Source organism: Nonomuraea terrae (assembly GCF_004348995.1).
GTDB lineage: Bacteria > Actinomycetota > Actinomycetes > Streptosporangiales > Streptosporangiaceae > Nonomuraea > Nonomuraea terrae.
In genome coordinates, this window is record NZ_SMKQ01000039.1 from 18,890 (window position 1) to 36,354 (window position 17,465).

18 protein-coding genes and 1 tRNA gene are annotated in these 17,465 nt (G+C 70.9%); 9 read left to right on the forward strand and 10 right to left on the reverse strand.

All coding sequences use genetic code 11. The features are described from left to right. Nucleotides 1-47: 47 nt before the first annotated feature. Nucleotides 48-716: an ICP22 family protein gene (locus E1286_RS15785; RefSeq protein ID WP_132613137.1), complete on the reverse strand. Its 669-nt coding sequence runs from the start codon at nt 714-716 to the stop codon at nt 48-50. Nucleotides 717-978: 262 nt separating this feature from the next. Here E1286_RS15785 and E1286_RS15790 point away from each other — a divergent pair, with 262 nt between their 5' ends. Further along, the gene (locus E1286_RS15790; protein ID WP_132613140.1) at nt 979-2,724 is read left to right on the forward strand and encodes a hypothetical protein; all 1,746 of its coding nucleotides are present in this window, start codon (nt 979-981) and stop codon (nt 2,722-2,724) included. A 53-nt stretch (nt 2,725-2,777) separates the two neighbouring features. Here E1286_RS15790 and E1286_RS15795 read toward each other — a convergent pair. After that, nucleotides 2,778-2,851, reverse strand: a tRNA-Lys gene (locus E1286_RS15795). A 101-nt stretch (nt 2,852-2,952) separates the two neighbouring features. Between E1286_RS15795 and E1286_RS15800 the strand changes: the two genes are divergently transcribed. Both E1286_RS15800 and E1286_RS15805 read left to right on the forward strand, forming a co-directional pair. Beyond that, nucleotides 2,953-3,792: an AAA family ATPase gene (locus E1286_RS15800; protein ID WP_132613142.1), complete on the forward strand. Its 840-nt coding sequence runs from the start codon at nt 2,953-2,955 to the stop codon at nt 3,790-3,792. Further along, nucleotides 3,785-5,158, forward strand: a complete 1,374-nt coding sequence (locus tag E1286_RS15805) for a vWA domain-containing protein (protein WP_132613144.1) — start codon at nt 3,785-3,787, stop codon at nt 5,156-5,158. The genes E1286_RS15800 and E1286_RS15805 overlap by 8 nt, the downstream gene beginning before the upstream one ends. Before the next feature lie 3 nt (nt 5,159-5,161). Here the strand turns inward: E1286_RS15805 and E1286_RS15810 are convergent, their stop codons facing one another. Beyond that, the gene (locus E1286_RS15810; RefSeq protein ID WP_132613146.1) at nt 5,162-5,932 is read right to left on the reverse strand and encodes a nuclease-related domain-containing protein; all 771 of its coding nucleotides are present in this window, start codon (nt 5,930-5,932) and stop codon (nt 5,162-5,164) included. Between the two features lie 174 nt (nt 5,933-6,106). Here E1286_RS15810 and E1286_RS15815 point away from each other — a divergent pair, with 174 nt between their 5' ends. After that, the gene (locus E1286_RS15815; RefSeq protein WP_132613148.1) at nt 6,107-6,697 is read left to right on the forward strand and encodes a TetR/AcrR family transcriptional regulator; all 591 of its coding nucleotides are present in this window, start codon (nt 6,107-6,109) and stop codon (nt 6,695-6,697) included. On the opposite strand, the gene E1286_RS15820 is transcribed toward E1286_RS15815, so the two are convergent. From E1286_RS15820 to E1286_RS15830, 3 genes are read right to left on the reverse strand one after another with little or no spacing between them, the layout of a single operon-like run. After that, nucleotides 6,668-7,738 carry an acyl-CoA dehydrogenase family protein gene (locus E1286_RS15820; RefSeq protein ID WP_132613150.1) on the reverse strand — a complete coding sequence of 357 codons (1,071 nt, stop codon included), beginning with the start codon at nt 7,736-7,738 and terminating at the stop codon, nt 6,668-6,670. The two genes, E1286_RS15815 and E1286_RS15820, sit on opposite strands and share 30 nt — an antisense overlap. Then, on the reverse strand, nt 7,735-8,901 hold the full coding sequence (locus E1286_RS15825; protein ID WP_132613152.1) for an acyl-CoA dehydrogenase family protein: 1,167 nt from the start codon (nt 8,899-8,901) through the stop codon (nt 7,735-7,737). The genes E1286_RS15820 and E1286_RS15825 overlap by 4 nt, the downstream gene beginning before the upstream one ends. Then, on the reverse strand, nt 8,898-10,100 hold the full coding sequence (locus tag E1286_RS15830; protein WP_132613154.1) for an acyl-CoA dehydrogenase family protein: 1,203 nt from the start codon (nt 10,098-10,100) through the stop codon (nt 8,898-8,900). Before E1286_RS15830 ends, E1286_RS15825 begins: the two co-directional genes overlap by 4 nt. 116 nt (nt 10,101-10,216) lie before the next feature. Here E1286_RS15830 and E1286_RS15835 point away from each other — a divergent pair, with 116 nt between their 5' ends. Together E1286_RS15835 and E1286_RS15840 are read left to right on the forward strand one after the other, a co-directional pair. After that, the gene (locus E1286_RS15835; protein ID WP_132613156.1) at nt 10,217-10,798 is read left to right on the forward strand and encodes a GNAT family N-acetyltransferase; all 582 of its coding nucleotides are present in this window, start codon (nt 10,217-10,219) and stop codon (nt 10,796-10,798) included. 20 nt (nt 10,799-10,818) lie between these two features. Continuing rightward, complete coding sequence (locus tag E1286_RS15840) at nt 10,819-11,439, forward strand: VOC family protein (RefSeq protein ID WP_132613158.1); 621 nt, start codon at nt 10,819-10,821, stop codon at nt 11,437-11,439. An 81-nt stretch (nt 11,440-11,520) separates the two neighbouring features. Here the strand turns inward: E1286_RS15840 and E1286_RS15845 are convergent, their stop codons facing one another. Then, nucleotides 11,521-12,087: a TetR/AcrR family transcriptional regulator gene (locus E1286_RS15845; RefSeq protein WP_246074891.1), complete on the reverse strand. Its 567-nt coding sequence runs from the start codon at nt 12,085-12,087 to the stop codon at nt 11,521-11,523. 82 nt (nt 12,088-12,169) lie between these two features. On the opposite strand from E1286_RS15845, the gene E1286_RS15850 reads away from it, so the two are divergent. Continuing rightward, nucleotides 12,170-13,300: an FAD-dependent monooxygenase gene (locus E1286_RS15850; RefSeq protein ID WP_132613160.1), complete on the forward strand. Its 1,131-nt coding sequence runs from the start codon at nt 12,170-12,172 to the stop codon at nt 13,298-13,300. On the opposite strand, the gene E1286_RS15855 is transcribed toward E1286_RS15850, so the two are convergent. From E1286_RS15855 to E1286_RS15865, 3 genes are all read right to left on the reverse strand, one after another. Then, nucleotides 13,233-14,147 (reverse strand): DMT family transporter, encoded by a 915-nt coding sequence (locus E1286_RS15855; protein WP_246074892.1) that lies wholly within the window; start codon nt 14,145-14,147, stop codon nt 13,233-13,235. The two genes, E1286_RS15850 and E1286_RS15855, sit on opposite strands and share 68 nt — an antisense overlap. Before the next feature lie 177 nt (nt 14,148-14,324). After that, a complete protein-coding gene (locus E1286_RS15860) occupies nt 14,325-14,699 on the reverse strand; it encodes a VOC family protein (protein WP_132613162.1) in 375 nt (124 codons plus the stop codon). Between the two features lie 93 nt (nt 14,700-14,792). After that, nucleotides 14,793-15,137: a PRC-barrel domain-containing protein gene (locus tag E1286_RS15865; RefSeq protein WP_132613164.1), complete on the reverse strand. Its 345-nt coding sequence runs from the start codon at nt 15,135-15,137 to the stop codon at nt 14,793-14,795. Nucleotides 15,138-15,263: 126 nt separating this feature from the next. Here E1286_RS15865 and E1286_RS15870 point away from each other — a divergent pair, with 126 nt between their 5' ends. After that, nucleotides 15,264-16,340: an acyltransferase family protein gene (locus tag E1286_RS15870; protein ID WP_132613166.1), complete on the forward strand. Its 1,077-nt coding sequence runs from the start codon at nt 15,264-15,266 to the stop codon at nt 16,338-16,340. Between the two features lie 189 nt (nt 16,341-16,529). Next, on the forward strand, nt 16,530-17,393 hold the full coding sequence (locus E1286_RS15875; protein ID WP_132613168.1) for a DMT family transporter: 864 nt from the start codon (nt 16,530-16,532) through the stop codon (nt 17,391-17,393). The last annotated feature ends 72 nt before the right edge of the window (nt 17,394-17,465 follow it).

The following is a 17,465-nucleotide window of genomic DNA, read 5'->3' on the forward strand; positions in this document are numbered from 1 at the left end:
AGGCCGGCCCCGATCAGGCAGGGTGCGCCGGTTTCACATCACCCCGGTCAGGCTTCCGCGCACTTGACCCACGGGGTGAAGGTGGCGGTCCCCGGTCCCGTGGCCGGTACGTTGACGGTGAACTGCCACTTTCCCGAATCCAGCTGAGCTGCGCTGGTCACGGTGATGTTGTCGTGATCGGCGGCGTCACCGCCGATGGCGTACCCGATACCCATCGCGCCCGCCGGGCAGCTGACCGTGTAGGTCGACTCGCCGGGAGGCGGGGCTACCGTGCCGCCGGGAGCCGCGAGCTCCTGGACGGCTGGTCGATCTGCCGGCGCCTGCTCGCCTGCGACGCCTTGCGGGCTCGCGAGCCCGGTGGCGTCTTGTTCAGGACCGGTGGCGTCTTCAGGACCGGTGGCGTCTTCACGACCGGTGGCGTCTTCTTCAGGACCGGTAGGGCCCGCGGGCCCCGTCGGTCCGGGCCGACTGCCGGACTGGTCGTACTGGTCGGGCTGGGTGGACTGGTCGGGCCCGGTGGACTGGTCAGGCCGGGTGGACTGGTCAGGCTGCACCGGTGGTGGTGCGCAGGGCACGGCCGCGGAGAGCGCGGTCTGCCGGCCTTCGAGGACATTGTTCTGATTCACGCATTGCGTGGAGCTGGACAGGGCGCTGGAGAACGGCGTGGCGGGCGCGAACGTCAACAGCGCCGCCAGCGCGTGAGCGACTACTTCCATGAAGCCAGCCTGCGTGCCGACCAGCGAAATGATCTTGGATGACGCGCCACCGGACGGTAATCAGGATTCTAAGATCATATAACCCGTTGTGCGTACGCACGCCCGTTTGCAGACCCCACCCGATGCGGCGGCCACGGGAGTCCGGCAAGAGACGGCAATCAGCCCGCCAAGCCCGGACAATGCCGGCACCGCCGCTCACCAACGACACGTACGGCGCGATATACGGTATCGCCCGATCGCTCGGCCGGCAGACGGGGGTCCGATGAGCGCGAACGCCACCCTGCGTTCTCACACGCGTTTTCCGCACGAAAGAGAGCTCAAGAATGCAGGGATATTCGGCAGGCATCGCTGGGGATGCCTGCTGGCCGCCGGCTGGCTCGCCCAGGTGGCGTTCCGCCTGCTGCTCTCCACGCACACGTCCGCCCCGCTCTTCATCCCCGACGAAACCGGCTACCTCCTCGCCGCACGCCTCTTCGCCGGCGGCGAACCGGGAGACCTGTCCGGGCACACCTTCTACCAGGGCGCTTATGCGCTGTTCATCACCCCCGCGTTCTGGCTGAGCGACGATCCGGCGACGAGTCACCGCATCGCCCTGGGCATCAACGCGCTGATCAGTTCGGCCATGCTGATCCTGGCCCACGCCTCGCTGCGCCGGCTGGGAATATCGAGCGGGCCGGCCTATCTCGCCGGACACCTCATCGCGCTGCTCCCCCTGGTCGTGTATTACGCGGGTTTCGCGCTCACCGACGCGGTGCTCCCGGTCGTCGTTATGGCCTGGCTTTTCGCGATCCACGAAATGCTTTCACGCGGAAACAGCCGCGCGTACGAAATGGCAGCCGGTGGACTTGCGGTCCTCGCTCTTTCCATGCATCCGAGGGGTTACGTCATCGCCGTCGTCCAGGCGGCATTTCTCTGCGTGTTCGCCGTGCGACGCTCACGCATACCGATGTACGCGACAGGAACGCTGCTCATCGGCGCGTTCGCCGCCTGGGTGATGAACGGCCTGCCGGCCGCTCGCCAATATCCGCACGGCGCGCTTCCCCTCGGCGACCACCTGCTCACCCGGCTGACGACGCTCGACGGGCTGGCCTGGACGTTCGGCCTGAGCGCCGGGAAGCTCTGGTACCTGTCCGTCGGCACCTGGGGGCTGGGCGGCGTGGGGCTGATCGTGCTCGCCACCCTCGCCTTCCGGCGCGGCACGGCGGAGCCGCTGCGGGCGCTCGCCGTGATCGTCCTGGTGACCGTGGCCGGCATCGCCCTGGCCACCTCCGCCGCCACCCCGGACGAGGGGACCGTGGCCAACTTCGCCTACGGCCGCCACCTGGCGTGCATGGCGGCGCCGCTGATGATCACCGCCCTGGCGTTCGCCCTGCGAGCCCGCCCCGACCTGCAGCTCAGGACGGTGCTCGGGGCGGTGCTGCTGACCTGTCTCACCGCCGCCGGGACGCAGCTCTACGCTGGCGAGCGCCTCTGGACCGCCTATTTCGGGCCCTTCGACTTCCCCGAGATCAGCTTCCTCGTCGCGGACCGGAGCAACCTACGGCTGTGGTCGGCGACGTACGCGGCGCTCCTGCTGCTCGCGCTCGCGGCGCTGCTGGTCAGGCTGGGCGGGAAACTCAGGCTCATCGCCGCCGCCGGGATCATGGCGGTCGAGGCGGCCGCCTGCCTGACGGCGGCCACGCAGATCGTCCGGCCGGGGAACGAGCAGCTCACGGACGCCACCACCCTGAGCAGAGCCGGCTTCACTTCGGCCGATCGCGTGGGCGTGGGCTACGCCGGGCTGAGCCGGCGGGTCTGGCTCAGCCACGCCCACGAAGCCGGCCGGAGACTGGTGCCGATCGATCCGTCCGGCCGCCGGCCGTTGCCGCCGGAGGTGACGCTCGTCATCCTGCCGTGGGCCGAAGACCGGTCGCCGCAGCAGAGCTGGCCCGCCGTGCCGAAGGGCTGGCACGTCGTGACGGCGAACCGCACCTTCGCCGGCGACTGGGTGGCGTGGCGCCGGTCGTAGAGACGACTAAGGGCTCCCCCGCGTGAGCGGGGAAGCCCTGGTCGAACATCGAGTGCGCCGCCAGGGACTCGAACCCCGGACCCGCTGATTAAGAGTCAGCTGCTCTGACCAACTGAGCTAGCGGCGCTGGCACGAAGGAATATACCGGTGATCCGCATCCTGGTCGAATCGGAATCCGTCGGACACCACCCGCTAGAATAAAGTTCGGCCCGAACGACAGGAGCATTGATGTTCGACTCCCCCGCCGACGTGACACAGCGGCTCGCCGCCGTCGACTACCTCTCCGACGACGCCATCTCCACCTCGGTGTTCATCGCCGCGGCGCTGGGCAAGCCGCTGCTGGTGGAAGGGCCGGCGGGAGTCGGCAAGACCCAGCTCGCCAAGGCCGTGGCGCAGGCCACCGGCTCCGACCTGATCCGCCTGCAGTGCTACGAGGGCCTCGACGAGGCAAGGGCGCTGTACGAGTGGAACTACAAGAAGCAGCTGCTGCGCATCCAGGCCACCAGCGCCGACGACGACATCTTCGGCGAGGAGTTCCTGCTGGAGCGGCCCCTGCTCAAGGCCATCCGGGCTGAGGGCCCGACCGTGCTGCTCATCGACGAGATGGACAAGGCCGACATCGAGGTCGAGGGCCTGCTGCTGGAGCTGCTGTCGGACTTCCAGGTGACGATCCCCGAGCTCGGCACCATCGTCGCCAGGCGGCGCCCGTTCGTCGTGCTGACCTCCAACGCCACCCGCGAGCTGTCGGAGGCGCTCAAGCGGCGCTGCCTCTACCTGCACATCGAGTACCCGACGCCGGAGCGGGAGCGCGACATCGTGCTCGCCCAGGTGCCGACCATCCGCGCCGATCTCGCCGAGCAGCTCGCCCGCACCGTCGCCACGCTGCGCTCGCTGGAGCTGAAGAAGGCCCCGTCGGTGGCCGAGACCGTCGACTGGGCCAACACGCTGCTGGCGCTCGGGCGCGAGGAGCTCGACGAGGCGACGGTGGCGGGCACGCTCGGCGTCGTGCTCAAGCACTCCTCCGACCAGGAGCGGGCGATCAAGCAGCTGGGGCTCCCCAGTGCCTGAGACCGGTTCGCTGGTCGACCGGCACGTCGGCTTCGTGCACGCGCTGCGCGAGGCCGGGGTGCCCGTGTCGCTGGCCGAAGGCCTGGACGCCGCGCAGGCCCTGCGCGTGATCGAGCTGGCCGACCGCGAGTCGCTGCGGGCCGCCTACGCGGCCACGCTGGTCAAGAAGCCGGCCTACCGGCCGGGCTTCGACGTGCTGTTCGACCTGTGGTTCCCGGCCTCCACGACGGGTCTGGCCGCCGCGCGCCCCGACCGCGACCTGGATCCGCGTACGGCGTCCGTGAGCGAGCTGCGCGCGTACCTGGCGGGGCTGCTGACCGAGTCCAGCGACCAGGAGCTGCGCGAGTTCGCCCAGGACATGGTGGAGCGCTTCGGCCGCCAGCAGGCGGGCCCCGGGCGGCAGAACTGGTTCTCCTACAGCGTCATGCGCGCCCTGTCGCCCGAGACGCTGATGGCCACCATCCTGCGCGCGGTCCTGCAGGGCCGCGAGCGCGGCGGGCTGGCCGAGAAGAACGTGCGCCAGCGGGTCGAGACCAACCTGCGGCGCTTCGAGGACGCCGTCGCCACCGACGTGCGCCGCCGCATCGCCGAGGACTCCGGGATCGAGCGCATCGCCCGCTCGGCCGTACGCCCGCCGCTCGACCAGATCGACTTCCTCCGCGTCACCAAGGCCGACCTGGCCCGGCTGCGCAAGGAGGTGCACCCGCTGGCCCGGCGGCTGGCCACCCGCCTGACGATCAAGCACCGCAAGGGCAAGCGGGGGCGGCTCGACTTCCGCAAGACCGTACGCGCCTCGCTGCAGAGCGGCGGCGTGCCGCTGACCACCCACTTCAAGCCGCCGCGCCCGCACAAGCCGGAGCTGGTGATCCTCTGCGACACCAGCGACTCGGTCTCGTCGTTCGCCCACTTCACGCTGCTGCTCACGTACGCGCTGCGCGAGCAGTTCACGAAGGTGCGGGCGTTCGGGTTCGTCGACACCGTGGACGAGATCACCCGGTTCTTCCAGCCGGGGGCCGACGTCGTGGAGGCCATGACCCGGCTGGTGAACGAGGCCGACATGGTGCGCTTCGGGCGGACAAACTACGGGCACGCGCTGGAGCGCTTCGCCGAACGCTACGGCGACGCGATCGGCCCCAAGACCTCGCTGCTGATCCTGGGCGACGCGCGCTCCAACTACCAGCCGCCCGCCCTCGGCGTGCTCAAGTCGCTCGCGAAAGGCTGCCGGCACGCGTACTGGCTCAATCCCGAGCCGCGCCAGCAGTGGGACACCGGCGACTCCGTCGCGAGCGACTACGGCACGGTCGTCCCGATGTACGAGTGCCGCAACGTCGCCCAGCTGAGCGCGTTCATCGAGACCCTCGCCTGAGCCTCAGACGCGCTGCAGCTCCCTCGCGGCGGTGCGGGCGAGCAGCTCGATCTGCTCGGCGGTGAGCGCGTCACGGTCGGCGGCCTTGATCAGCTTGGCCGCCGACCGGGGCCGCAGCAGCGTCAGACCCTCGGCCCGCACGATCCCGCCGCGCCTGGGCAGCACCCCGCAGTGCACGGCCAGCATGGGCGTGATCGACACCGGGACGCCGGTCTGCCGCGACAGCAGCTCGGAGAACGCCTCGGCCTGCTCGACCAGTGGCTTGGCGGTCCTGGTGCCGTACTTCTCGCCCAGGAACAGCCGGCCGGCGTAACACGCGATCTCGGTGTCGGGACTCCACGACTCGTTGTCGACGATCCAGACGCCGCCGGGGCCGATCACCAGGTGGTCGATGGACGCCTGGCCGCGGATCGCCCGCCCGTCGAGGACGCGGTAGCCGAGGCGGCCGAGCGACCGGCGCAGGATGCGACCCGTGATCGCCTCGCCGCGCCGCGCACCCCGCCACACCGCGGTCGCGTGGAACGAGCGCCAGTCGAGATACCAGTCCGCCGCCGCCACGATCACCGCGAGCGCCAGGCCGACCAGCGCCGAGCCGCCGGTGAGATCGAACCTCAGCCCTAACGCGACTCCGACCACGAAGCCCACGGCGGCCTTGGCATACCGGTACTTGCGCCGGTTCGGGGCGTCCTCACGCCAGAACTTCTCGTACCACCACTGCGGGGAAGACCCTGTGTACTTCTCGTTGGGCTGCACGTAGATAGAGCCACTGGGCACCGCAAACTCCCCGAGAGAGAGTAGAAGATTGCGGGATCTGCCACGCCGAAGATCCCTCGCCGGTCAAGTGATACCCGCTCACCAACCAAGGCGAGCCTAAGGTGACGGAATTAGAACCCGCAAGGGCATCAACCGACTAGTCGGTATGCTAAGGCCGGTGACAAGGGGGACAATGTGAAAGACGAACCGGTACGGCAGCGGATTCTCGCCGAAGCGACCCGGCTGTTCGCCCAGCGCGGGTTCGAAGCCACCTCGGTGCAGGAGATCGTGGTGTCCGCGGGCGTCACCAAGGGCGCCATGTACCACTATTTCGACTCCAAAGACGACCTGCTGCACGAGATCTACGCCCGCGTCCTGCGCATGCAGATGGAACGGCTGACCCGCATCGCCGACGGCCCCGGCACCCTCAAGCAGCGCCTGCACCGGGCCGCGGCCGACGTCGTGGAGACGACGGCCGCCAACCTCGACGACTCCAAGATCTTCTTCCGGTCGATCCACCTGCTCGCCCCCGAGACGCAGAAGAGCGTGCGCGCCGACCGCCGCCGCTACCACGAACGCTTCCGCGACCTCGTGGTGGAGGGCCAGCGCGCCGGCATCTTCAGCGACCGCGTCCCGGCCGACCTCGTCGTCGACTACTTCTTCGGCTCGGTGCACCACCTGGGCACCTGGTTCCACGCCGACGGCCCGCTCACCGGCGCCCAGGTGGGCCGACACTTCGCCGACCTGCTGCTCACCTCACTCGGGGCCGGGAACGTCAACGAGTGAGGCCAGCGCCTCCCGATGGTCGCCGGGCGTGCCCAGCGCGATCTCCGTGGCCTTCGCGCGCTTGAGATACAGATGCACGGGATGCTCCCACGTCATCCCGATCCCGCCGTGCAACTGCAGCGCCTCCTCGGCCGCGTGCAGCGCCACGCCGGCGTTCCACGACTGGGCCACCGCCACCGAGATCGACGACGGGTCGGAAGCCGCGTTCCTGGCGGCCGCCCTCGCCCGTACGACGTCGAGCCAGAGGTCGGCCAGCCGATGCTTGATCGCCTGGAACGAGCCGATCGGCCGGGCGAACTGGTGGCGCTCCTTGACGTAGGCCAGCGTCGTGTCGAGGCACCACTCGGCCACCCCCAGCTGCTCCGACGCCAGCAGCCCCGCCCCGAACCGCAGCACCGCCGCCACGTCGCAGGCGCCCACCCGGCGCGCCTGCGTCCGGTCGAACGTGACCGTCGCGATCGGCCTGGTCAGGTCGAGCGAGGGCGCGACCCGCACCGACGCGCCCTCGACCGCGTACAGATCGCCGTCCACCGGCACCAGCAGCACGTCGGCCACGTCCGCACCGGCCACGCCGGTGACCGTGCCCGACAACCGGCCACCGTCCACGGTCACCGACGCGCCACGCGACGGCGCGTACGGCGAGGCCGTGAACGACACGACCAGCGCGGCGGTCCTGCGACCATCGGCCAGCTCGCCCAGCAGCGCGTCACGGGTCGGCAGCAGCGCCCGCGTGGCCAGCACCGAGCTGGTGAAGAAGGGCACCGGCGCGACCGCCCGCCCCAGCTCCTCCAGCACCACGGCCGCCTCGCTCGCCGTGGCCCCGGCGCCGCCCAGTTCCTCGGGCACCAGCAGCCCCGCCACGCCGATCTCCCCGGCCAGCGTCTTCCACAGATCCAGGTCGTATACGGAGTTGAGGAGCTCGCCACGATACGGGTCGGACTCCACACGCTTCAGCACCGCGGCGGGCGGGCAGCGGTCGGCGAGCAGGTCGCGCACGGAGGACCTGAGCTCCTCCTCGATCTCCGAATAAAGAAGGGTCATCGCGGCAGGTCCTTCCAGGGCACGTCCTTGTCGACGCGGGGCTCTGAGGGCAGGCCGAGCACGCGCTCGGCGACGATGTTGCGCAGGATCTCCGACGTGCCGCCCTCGATGGAGTTGCCCTTCGCCCGCAGGTAGCGGTAGCCGGGGCCGCGACCGTAGAAGTCGACGCTCTCCGAACGGCGGAACGCCCAGTCGTCGTAACCCAGGTCACGCCGGAACTCCAGCTCGAACCCGGTCACCGCCTGGTTCAGCCTGGCGAACGACAGCTTCATCCCCGACCCCTCGGGGCCCGGCTGACCGGCCGACAGCTGCTCGCGCAGCCGCGCCCCCGACAGACGGGTCACCTCGGTCTCCACCCACAGCTCCAGCAGCCGCTGGTGCAGATCGTGGGTGCGCAGCTCGGGGTGCTCCCGCCACGCCTCGACCACGGGCGCGACCATGCCACCCCCGCGCCGCGCCGGGCCGCCGCCGATGGCGACGCGCTCGTTCATCAGCGTGGTCTGCGCGACCCGCCAGCCGTCGCCGACAGCGCCCAGCCGCAGGTCGTCGGGGAGCCGTACGCCGGTCAGGAACACCTCGTTGAACTCGGCCTCGCCGGTGATCTGCCGCAGCGGCCGCACCTCCACGCCGGGCGCCTGCATGTCACAGATGAAGTACGTCAGCCCGCGGTGCTTGGGAACGTCCGGATCGGTGCGGGCGACCAGGATGGCCCACCGGGAGTGGTGGGCGCCGGACGTCCACACCTTCTGCCCGTCGACGACCCACTCGTCGCCGTCCCTGACCGCCCTGGTCGCCAGCGTCGCCAGGTCGGAGCCCGCGCCGGGCTCGCTGAACAGCTGGCACCAGACCTCCTCGCCGGTCCACAGCGGGCGCAGGAACCGGCGCTTCTGCTCCTCCGTGCCGAACGTCAGGATCGTCGGCGCCGCCATCCCGAGCCCGATGGCCAGCATCCCGGCGTGCAGCTGACGCGGGGTGTCGGCCAGCTCCCGCTCCACGACCTGCTGCAGCTCCCGCGGCGCCCCGAGCCCGCCGTACCCCTCGGGGAACCACACCCAGGCCAGCCCGGCGTCGAACCGCGCCCGCAGGAACTCAAGCCGATCCCCGGCCGGATCCTGCTCCGCCAGAAACGCCGCCACCCGCTCCTTGATCTCCGCTTCGTTCACATCCACCTCTTGATCTCGCGATAGGCCAGGGATCGTTTGTGCACCTCGTCGGGGCCGTCGGCCAGGCGGAGGGAGCGGGCGCCGGCCCAGAGACCCGCCAGGGGGAAGTCCTGGGAGACGCCGCCCGCGCCGTGCACCTGGACGGCCTTGTCCAGGATCCACTCGACGGTGATGGGAGTGGAGATCTTGATGGCCTGGATCTCGGTGTGGGCGCCCTGGTTGCCCACCGTGTCCATGAGCCAGGCGGTCTTGAGGACGAGCAACCGGGCCTGCTCGATCTTGATGCGGGACTCCGCGATCCAGTCCTGGACGACGCCCTGCTCGGCGACGGGGCGGCCGAACGTGGTGCGGGCCAGGGCCCGCTTGCACATCAGCTCCAGGGCGCGCTCGGCCATGCCGATCAGGCGCATGCAGTGGTGGATGCGGCCGGGGCCGAGGCGGGCCTGGGCGATGGCGAAGCCGCCGCCCTCCTCGCCGATGAGGTTCTCCGCGGGCACGCGGACGTCCTCGAAGAGGATCTCCGCATGGCCGCCGTGGTCGGCGTCGGTGTAGCCGAAGACGTGCATGCCGCGCTTGATCTGCACGCCTGGGGTGTCGCGGGGCACCAGGATCATGCTCTGCCGGCGGTGTTTGGGGGCGTCGGGGTTGGTCTTGCCCATGACGATGAGGATCTTGCAGTTGGGGTTCATCGCCCCGGAGATGAACCACTTACGGCCGTTGATGACGTATTCGTCGCCGTCGCGGACGATGGAGGTCGCGATGTTGGTGGCGTCGGAGGAGGCCACCTCGGGCTCGGTCATCGCGAACGCCGAGCGGATCTCGCCGTCGAGCAGCGGCTGCAGCCATTCCTTGCGCTGCCATTCGCTGCCGAACATGGCCAGCAGCTCCATGTTGCCGGTGTCGGGGGCGGCGCAGTTGGTGGCGACGGGGGCGATGGAGGGGCTTCGGCCCATGATCTCGGCCAGCGGGGCGTACTGGAGGTTGGTGAGTCCGGCGCCGTGGTCACCGGGCAGGAACAGGTTCCACAGGCCGCGCTTCCTGGCCTCGTCCTTGAGGTCGTCGAGCAGCGGGGGCGGGCTCCAGCCGCTGGTGGCGGCCTGTTCCTCGAAGGCGGCCTCGGCGGGATAGACGCATTCGTCCATGAAGCGGAGCAGTCGCTCGCGCAGGTCCTCGGTGACGCTGTCAAAGGCGAAGTCCATGCGGTGAGCCTACCGACCGGCCGGTATGAGTGTCGACCATGGAGTCAGGTGGTTCCCCGCAAAAAGGGGCAGGTGGCCATCAACGGGACACCATGCGGCTCCCTAGGGTGGCCGTCATGACCGAGAAGCTGCCCGCGCCCGTGGTGCTCCAGGACGACGTCGTACGTCTGGAGCCGCTCTCCCTCGACCACGTTCCCGCCCTGTTCGACGCCGGGGGCGGGGACGAGGAGGTCTGGCGCTGGATGCCCGCCGCGGCGCCGGGCACGGAGGCCGAGCTGGCGAAGATCGCGCGGGGCCTGATGGACGACGACCGGCACGTGCCGTTCGCGGTCGTGTCCAAGGCAAGCGGCCGGGCGGTGGGCTGGACGACGTACGGCGACGTGCCGGGGTTCGAGGCGAGCGTCGAGATCGGCTGGACGTGGTACGGCCGGGCGGTGTGGCGCACGGCGGTGAACACCGCCTGCAAGGTGCTGCTCGTCGACCACGCCTTCGCCTGCGGCTACAACCGCGTGCTGCTCAAGACGGATGTGCGCAACGTCCGGTCACAGAACGCCATCAGGCGCATCGGCGGCGTGCACGAGGGCACGCTGCGCCGCCACCGCAGGCGGCTGGACGGCACCTGGCGCGACACGGTCTGCTTCGGCATTCTCGACGACGAGTGGCCGGCGCACCGCGCCCGGCTGCGGGAAGGCCGCTGACCTCAGGGCAGAATGCGAACATGAGCCTGGATCATCTCGTCTACGCCACCCCCGACCTGGAGGCGACCTCGGCCGAGCTGGAGGGGCTGCTGGGGGTGCGGGCCGCGCCGGGCGGGCGGCACCCGGGCTTCGGGACCCGCAACCGGCTGATCGGGCTGGGCGGCCGGAGTTACCTGGAGATCGTGGGGCCCGATCCCGGGCAGCCGGCGCCGGCCGGGGCGAGGCCGTTCGGGATCGACGGTCTGGCGGCTCCGCAGCTGGCGGGCTGGGCGGTGGCGGTGCGGGACATCGACGCGGTGACGGCCCGCGCGCGGGAGCGCGGCTACGATCCGGGCGAGCCGGAGGAGATGTCGCGCCGTACGCCGGAGGGCGAGCTGCTGAGGTGGCGGCTGACGCCGCCGCAGCGGGCGGGGCACTCCGGGCTGGTGCCGTTCCTGATCGACTGGGGCGGGACGCGGCACCCGGCGGACGGCGGGCTGGCGGTGGTCGACCTGATGTCACTGCGCGCCGGCCACCCCGACCCCGAGGCGGTGCGGCGGGACCTGGCGGCCCTGGACGTCCAGCTCGACCTGGACGAGGGCCCGAACCCAGGGCTGACGGCCCTGCTCCGCGGGAAGAACGGCCCCGTCACCCTGGCCTGACCCGGCCACGTGAGCGGTCCACGCCGGGCCGGCCTGACCCCAGCCACGTGGGTGGGCCACGCCGGGCCGGCCTGATCCCGGCTACGCGGGCGGGCGCTGGGGGCCGAGCATGCCGGCGAGGAGATCGTCGAGGGCGGCGCGGATCTCCTCCAGGGTCGGCACCGCGCCGGCGCCGCAGACGGCGTCGAACATGAGCCCCTCGGCGTACACGACGAGCTGGCGGGCGTGGCGCACCGGGTCACGCGAACCCAGGGCGGCCAGGACGGCCACGGCCGGGTCGCGGAAGCGGCGGCCCGCGCGGTCGTAGATCTCGCGCAGCTCGGGGCGGCGGGTCGCCTCCAGCGCCAGCTCGTAGCGGGCGAGCGTGCGCCTGCTGTCCCGCACCTGGATGTGCACCGCCTCGGCGATGCGGGCGGGCAGCGTGGCCAGGTCCTGCGTCTCGTACGCCACCGCCAGGGCCGCCGTCTCCAGCTCGCTCAGCCGTGACAGGGTGAGCTCCAGGAGGGCGGCGCGGGTGCGGGCCAGGTTGGAGGTGGAGCCCGGCGGCAGCCCCGCGGCCTCGTCGACGGCCCGGTGGGTGAGGCCGCGCATGCCTCGCTCCGCCAGCAGGGTGATGGCCGTGTCGGCGACGAGGTCTGAGCGTTTCACGGAAGCCGATACTACAGGGGTAGTCGGACCGCACTACAGCCGTAGTATCGTGGAACTACGGACGTAGTGAAGGAGGGGCGCGATGGCCAGGGCCGTGGTGATTGGCGGAGGTGTCGGCGGGCTGGCCGCCGGGGTGGCGCTGCGGCGCAAGGGGTGGGAGGTGACCGTGCTGGAGCGCGCCCAGGCCATCGAGCCGGTCGGGTCGGGGCTGGCGATCGCGGCCAACGCGCTCAAGGCGCTCGACGTCCTGGGCCTCGGCGACGACATCCGCAAGCTCGCCACGGCGGACGGCCCCATGGCGCTGCGCCGCTCCGACGGCCGTTCGCTGGTGCAGACCACCGAGGAGCAGGCCGACGCCGAGTACGGCGACTCGGTGGTGGTCCTGCTCCGGGCCGCGCTGCTGGAGGTGCTGGCCGGCGCGCTCGGCGGCGACCGCCTGAGCCTCGGCACCACCGTGACGGGGGTGGACGCCGAGCGGGGCGTGGTCAGGACCGACGCGGGCGATCTCGACGCCGACCTCGTCGTGGCGGCCGACGGCATCCACTCGGCGACCCGCAGGGCGCTCTTTCCCGGGCATCCGGGGCCGGCGTACTCGGGGGTGACCGCGTGGCGCGCGCTCATCCCCCGCGGCGGGCTGAGCGTCCCGAGGTCGGAGAGCTGGGGCAGGGGCACGGTGTTCGGCATCCACCAGCTGGCCGGCGACGTCGTCTACGTGTACGCGACCGACGTGCTGCCCGCGGGGACGGTGCTTCAGGACGAGCGGGAGGAGCTGCTGCGCCGGTTCGGCGACTGGCACGATCCGATCCCGGCGCTGCTGCAGGCGGCCGACCCGGCGCGGATCATCCGCGGCGACATCTACTCCTTCGCCGAGCCGCTGCCGGCCTACCACCGGGACAGGGTGGCGCTGGTGGGCGACGCCGCCCACGCCATGGCGCCGAATCTCGGGCAGGGCGCGTGCCAGGCGATCGAGGACGCGGTCGTGCTGGCGCACCACGCGGACGGCGACCTGGCCGCCTACACCGCGGCCCGCCTGGAGCGGACGATGAAGGTCGTCCAGCGGTCGATGACGCTGTGCCGGCTGTCCAAGCTGCGTAACCCGCTGGCCGTGTGGCTGCGCGATGCCGGCATCGCGACGGCGGCCCGCGTCAGGCCAGATCTGATGCTGCGGTCGATGGACGAGGTGCTGCGCTGGCGTCCACCGGTGGAAGCGTGACCGTACGCTCCATGGGCGGCGCGACCGGCCGGGCGTCGGGGGCGCCGTGGTCGGGGGCGAGACGGCCCAGGGTGATCGTGCCGGCCACGGTCAGGGCGGCGGCCAGCAGGGCGGGCACGGCGGTGGACGGGCTCGTGGGCAGCGGCTCGCCGAGCAGGATCGCCCCGGCGAGCACGGAGGTGATGGGGTCGATGACTTGGACGCCGGCGTAGGCGATGCCGAAGTAGCCCACGGCGTACGAGCGTTGCAGCAGCACCACCGCGCAGACCAGCAGCACGGGGACGGCGAGGGTGAACCAGTGGATCAGCCGCCCCCAGTCGCCCTGCATCCCGCCGCCGACCACCCGGACGAACGTGGACACGCTCGCGGTCATGACGCCCGCTCCCACGGACAGCAGCATGGCCTTGGCCGCGCCGTGGACGCGGCCGGCGAGGAGCTGCGTGACCAGCGCGATCACGGCGATCACGGCCACGAACGCGAGCGCCGCGCCGTCGCCCAGGTGGGGCGGGACGTTGTGCGAGGGCACCAGCAGCATGAGCCAGAGCAGGCCCACGGCCACGGCGACGGACCCGAGGATCTCCGCGCGGTACGGCCTGCGCCCGTACATGAACGCGGCCAGCGGCACGGCGAACACCAGCGTGGCGACGCTGATCGGCTGGACGACCACCAGCGGGGCCAGGCTCAGCGCCACGGCGTGCAGGCAGGCGCCGGAGAAGCTGATGACGCCGCCGACCCACCAGCGCGGGCGCCGGACGAGCTTGAGCGAGGCGCCCTCGGCCACGGCCTCGTACTGTTGCAGTGCCGCGCCGAGCGCGTATCCCAGCGCCCCGACGAGGGCGATCAGCATGCCGGCCCAGGTCATCGCGGCCCGCGCAGGTGCAGGGATCCTTCCAGGAGCATTGCCCCAGCTTATGAGGTCACTGAGGTTCCTGAATCATCCTTTAGATTGATAAATCGGGTTAAGTTGGTCGCGACCTGCACGGACACGTGGCCCATCTTTGGCGTCCGGCAGACGCCGGAAGGGCTACGACGTCTCCGGGCAGACGCAGAAGACGTGACCCTCCGGATCGCGCAGGACGACCCACCGCGTGCCCTCCTCGGTGACCCCCGGCTGGAACTCGGGCCTGGTCGCCCCCAGCGCGAGATAGTCGGCCACCGCCCGCTCCACGTCGGGCACCCGGAAGTCGAGGTGGAACTGCTTGTCGGGGCTCGGCCACTCGACCGGCGCGCGGTCGGGGACGCGGCCGAAGTAGATGCTGGTGGTGCCGTCGGTGATGGCGGCGTACTCGTCCTCGGCGTACGTGATCTCCATGCCGGTCACGTCGTGGTAGAAGGCGGCCAGACCCTTGGGGTCGGCGCAGTCGATGGTGAAGGCCAGCAGGCGTGCTTTCGTCGTCATGCGGCCCAGACTCCCAGGCTTACCTGACACCTACTGTCACGTACGCGGAAGGGCCGCGCCCGATGTGGGCGCGGCCCTCCTCGCCGGACGGGATCACCCGGGGAAGCGGCCGTAGTAGTCGCCGACCCGCGTGCGGTACTCGGTCTCCTTGAACTGCGCCGCGTCGAACTCCGGCGCGTCCTTGATCTCGGCCTTCGTACGCGACACGAACACGTTCCGCTCCTGCGGATCGATGTTCGTGATCAGCCGGGCCGGGAGCAGGACCTTCTTCCCGAAGATCCACGGACCGGTGTCGACGATCACGTAGCTCTCGCCGACCTCGTACGTCGCCTCGTCGACGGATCCGATCTTCCCGTCGGTGGCCTGGACGTGGTAGCCCACGAGGTCCAGTGCCTGCCCGCGGTCATAGACGTCAGGACGGTAATCCCAGAGCTCCATTTGGGCTCTTCCTCTCTGTTCCGTCTTGCTCGGGCAAAGACTCCGCTACCCTGGTCAATCGTTGTAAACCGGGACACCTGGTCACCGTCACCTTGATGCAGTCCGCTCGGCGGACCCGGAAAGAGCATGCGAAACCGGACTGAGCGTCTCTACGAAATCGACGGGCTGCGTCTGCTTGCGGCACTGGCCGTCGTCCTCTTCCACTACCTGTTCTCGGGATGGTCGGGTGGCAAGACCACCGTGGCCTTCCCCGCCGAGAGCGCGTGGGCCAAGTACGGCTACCTCGGCGTCGACCTGTTCTTCTTGATCAGTGGCTTCGTGGTGCTGATGAGCGCGTGGGGCAGGACCCCGCGGCAGTTCGTGGTCTCACGGATCGTGCGGCTCTACCCCGCCTACTGGCTGGGCATCGCGCTCACCGCCCTCGTCACCGTGGCGCTCGGGCACGGCCTGTTCGAGGTGTCGTTACCGCAGGTACTGGCGAACCTGACGATGTTCCAGGCGGTGCCCAACATCGCGGACGTGGACGTCGTCTACTGGACGCTCTGGGCCGAGATGCGCTTCTACCTGATCGTCTTCGCGCTCGCCTGCATCGGGATGACGCGGGGCCGGATCATGGCCGCGCTGTGGTGCTGGCTCGGACTGACGTTCCTGGTCGAGGCTGGCCTGCTGCCGCCGATCGCGGACCTGGTGGTGCAGTCGGAGTTCTCGCACTACTTCATCGCCGGGATGGCGCTGTACATGCTCTACCGGTTCGGACTGAACCCGCAGATCGCCCTCCTGGTGCCGATCTGCCTGGGCAACGCCGTCTACCGGGCCATCGGGTACGCGGAGGCGGTCGGCGAGCGTTACTCCGTGACGTACTCGCCGGTCGTGATCACCGCCGTGGTCGTCATCATCTTCCTCGTCATGACCTTCATCGCGCTGCGGGTGACGCGCGTGCTGGCCAGGCCGTGGCTGGTGACGGCGGGTGCGCTGACGTACCCGCTGTACCTGCTGCACGCGCACATCGGGTTCATCCTGTTCGTCCGGCTGGGCGAGACGGTCCCCAAGTACGTGCTGCTGGTCGCGGTGATCGCGGTCATGCTGGGCGCGGCCTATCTGGTGCACCGGTTCGTGGAGCGGCCGCTCGCGCCCCGGCTCAGAAGCCTGCTGTCCGGACGGCAGCCCGCCCACAAGCGGAAAGTCGCCGCTCCGGTCGGCTGAGAAATCCCGAGGCGGCCGCCGGCGTGCGGCCGCTAGGGTGTCTCCCGTGCCGCGACGTCTGATCTGCTCCCCGCCGCCCGCCCACTAGCGGGCGGCCTTTCCTGATATTTCCGGGTCTGACAGATCCGGGGGTGGTTGCTGCCCGCACACCGGGCCCATTCCGACCACTCCTTCCGGAGAACCCCTGTCATGACCCATGTCTCCGCCCGGCGGGGCGCCGTCTACATGTCCGTGTCCGCCGCCGCCTGGGGCACCGGCGGCGCCGCCGGCTCACTGCTCTTCGAGACCGCCGGCCTCGGCCCGATCGCCGTCTCCCTCTGGCGTTACCTCCTCGCCGCCGCGTTCCTGCTCGTCTGCGTTCCGTTCCCGCGCCGGTTCGGCGGCCGTACGCTGCTGGTCGGGCTGGGGATGGCCGTCTACCAGACGGCCTACTTCGCGGCCATCGCCCACTCCGGGGTGGCGCTGGCCACCGTGGTGACGATGGGCGCCACCCCGGTCCTCACCGCGCTCGGCAGCCGGTACCTGCTGCGCGAACGGCTCGGCGGGGTGGCGCTCGGCGCGCTGGCCGTCGCCCTGGCGGGGCTGCTCCTCCTCACCGGTGAGCAGGCCCTGCAGTCCCGTACGGCCTCGCTCGCCGGCCTGGGATACGCCCTGGCCTCCGCCGCCGGGTACGCCGGGGTGACGCTGTACTCGCGCCGCCACAAGGACGACGACCCGGGCGCGGCGGCCGTCGGCGGGTTCGTCGTCGGGGCGGCCTGCCTGGCGCCGTTCGCGCTCGCCGAAGGGGCTCTGCCCGAGGTCAGCTGGACGTCGCTGGCGCTGCTGGCCTATCTGGGCGCGGTGCCGACCGCGCTGGCGTACGCGCTGTTCTTCCGCGCGCTGACCGCCCTGCGCGCCACCACGGCGTCGGTGATCTCGCTCGGGGAGGCGGTGGGCGCGGCGGTGCTCGGCGTCGCGCTGTTCGGCGAGCGGCTCACGCCTGTGGCCTGGGGCGGCTGCGTGCTGCTGCTGGCCGCCGTGGCGGTGCTCGCCGCCCGCTCCGACGCGGGATGATGTGACGGCGCGGACGACGGAATGAGTTAAGGTCCGGTACGGCGGCGCCCGCCGTATCGTCGCTTCGTTCCC

Excerpts from the sequence above, each read along its gene's own strand:
- E1286_RS15870 (WP_132613166.1), top strand. The coding sequence starts at position 15,264 with ATGCGAAACCGGACTGAGCGTCTCTACGAAATCGACGGGCTGCGTCTG.
- E1286_RS15860 (WP_132613162.1), bottom strand. The coding sequence starts at position 14,699 with ATGACGACGAAAGCACGCCTGCTGGCCTTCACCATCGACTGCGCCGAC.
- E1286_RS15830 (WP_132613154.1), bottom strand. The coding sequence starts at position 10,100 with ATGGACTTCGCCTTTGACAGCGTCACCGAGGACCTGCGCGAGCGACTG.
- E1286_RS15840 (WP_132613158.1), top strand. The coding sequence starts at position 10,819 with ATGAGCCTGGATCATCTCGTCTACGCCACCCCCGACCTGGAGGCGACC.
- E1286_RS15785 (WP_132613137.1), bottom strand. The coding sequence starts at position 716 with ATGGAAGTAGTCGCTCACGCGCTGGCGGCGCTGTTGACGTTCGCGCCC.
- E1286_RS15820 (WP_132613150.1), bottom strand. The coding sequence starts at position 7,738 with ATGACCCTTCTTTATTCGGAGATCGAGGAGGAGCTCAGGTCCTCCGTG.
- E1286_RS15855 (WP_246074892.1), bottom strand. The coding sequence starts at position 14,147 with ATGCTGATCGCCCTCGTCGGGGCGCTGGGATACGCGCTCGGCGCGGCA.
- E1286_RS15850 (WP_132613160.1), top strand. The coding sequence starts at position 12,170 with ATGGCCAGGGCCGTGGTGATTGGCGGAGGTGTCGGCGGGCTGGCCGCC.
- E1286_RS15835 (WP_132613156.1), top strand. The coding sequence starts at position 10,217 with ATGACCGAGAAGCTGCCCGCGCCCGTGGTGCTCCAGGACGACGTCGTA.
- E1286_RS15865 (WP_132613164.1), bottom strand. The coding sequence starts at position 15,137 with ATGGAGCTCTGGGATTACCGTCCTGACGTCTATGACCGCGGGCAGGCA.
- E1286_RS15790 (WP_132613140.1), top strand. The coding sequence starts at position 979 with ATGAGCGCGAACGCCACCCTGCGTTCTCACACGCGTTTTCCGCACGAA.
- E1286_RS15875 (WP_132613168.1), top strand. The coding sequence starts at position 16,530 with ATGACCCATGTCTCCGCCCGGCGGGGCGCCGTCTACATGTCCGTGTCC.
- E1286_RS15800 (WP_132613142.1), top strand. The coding sequence starts at position 2,953 with ATGTTCGACTCCCCCGCCGACGTGACACAGCGGCTCGCCGCCGTCGAC.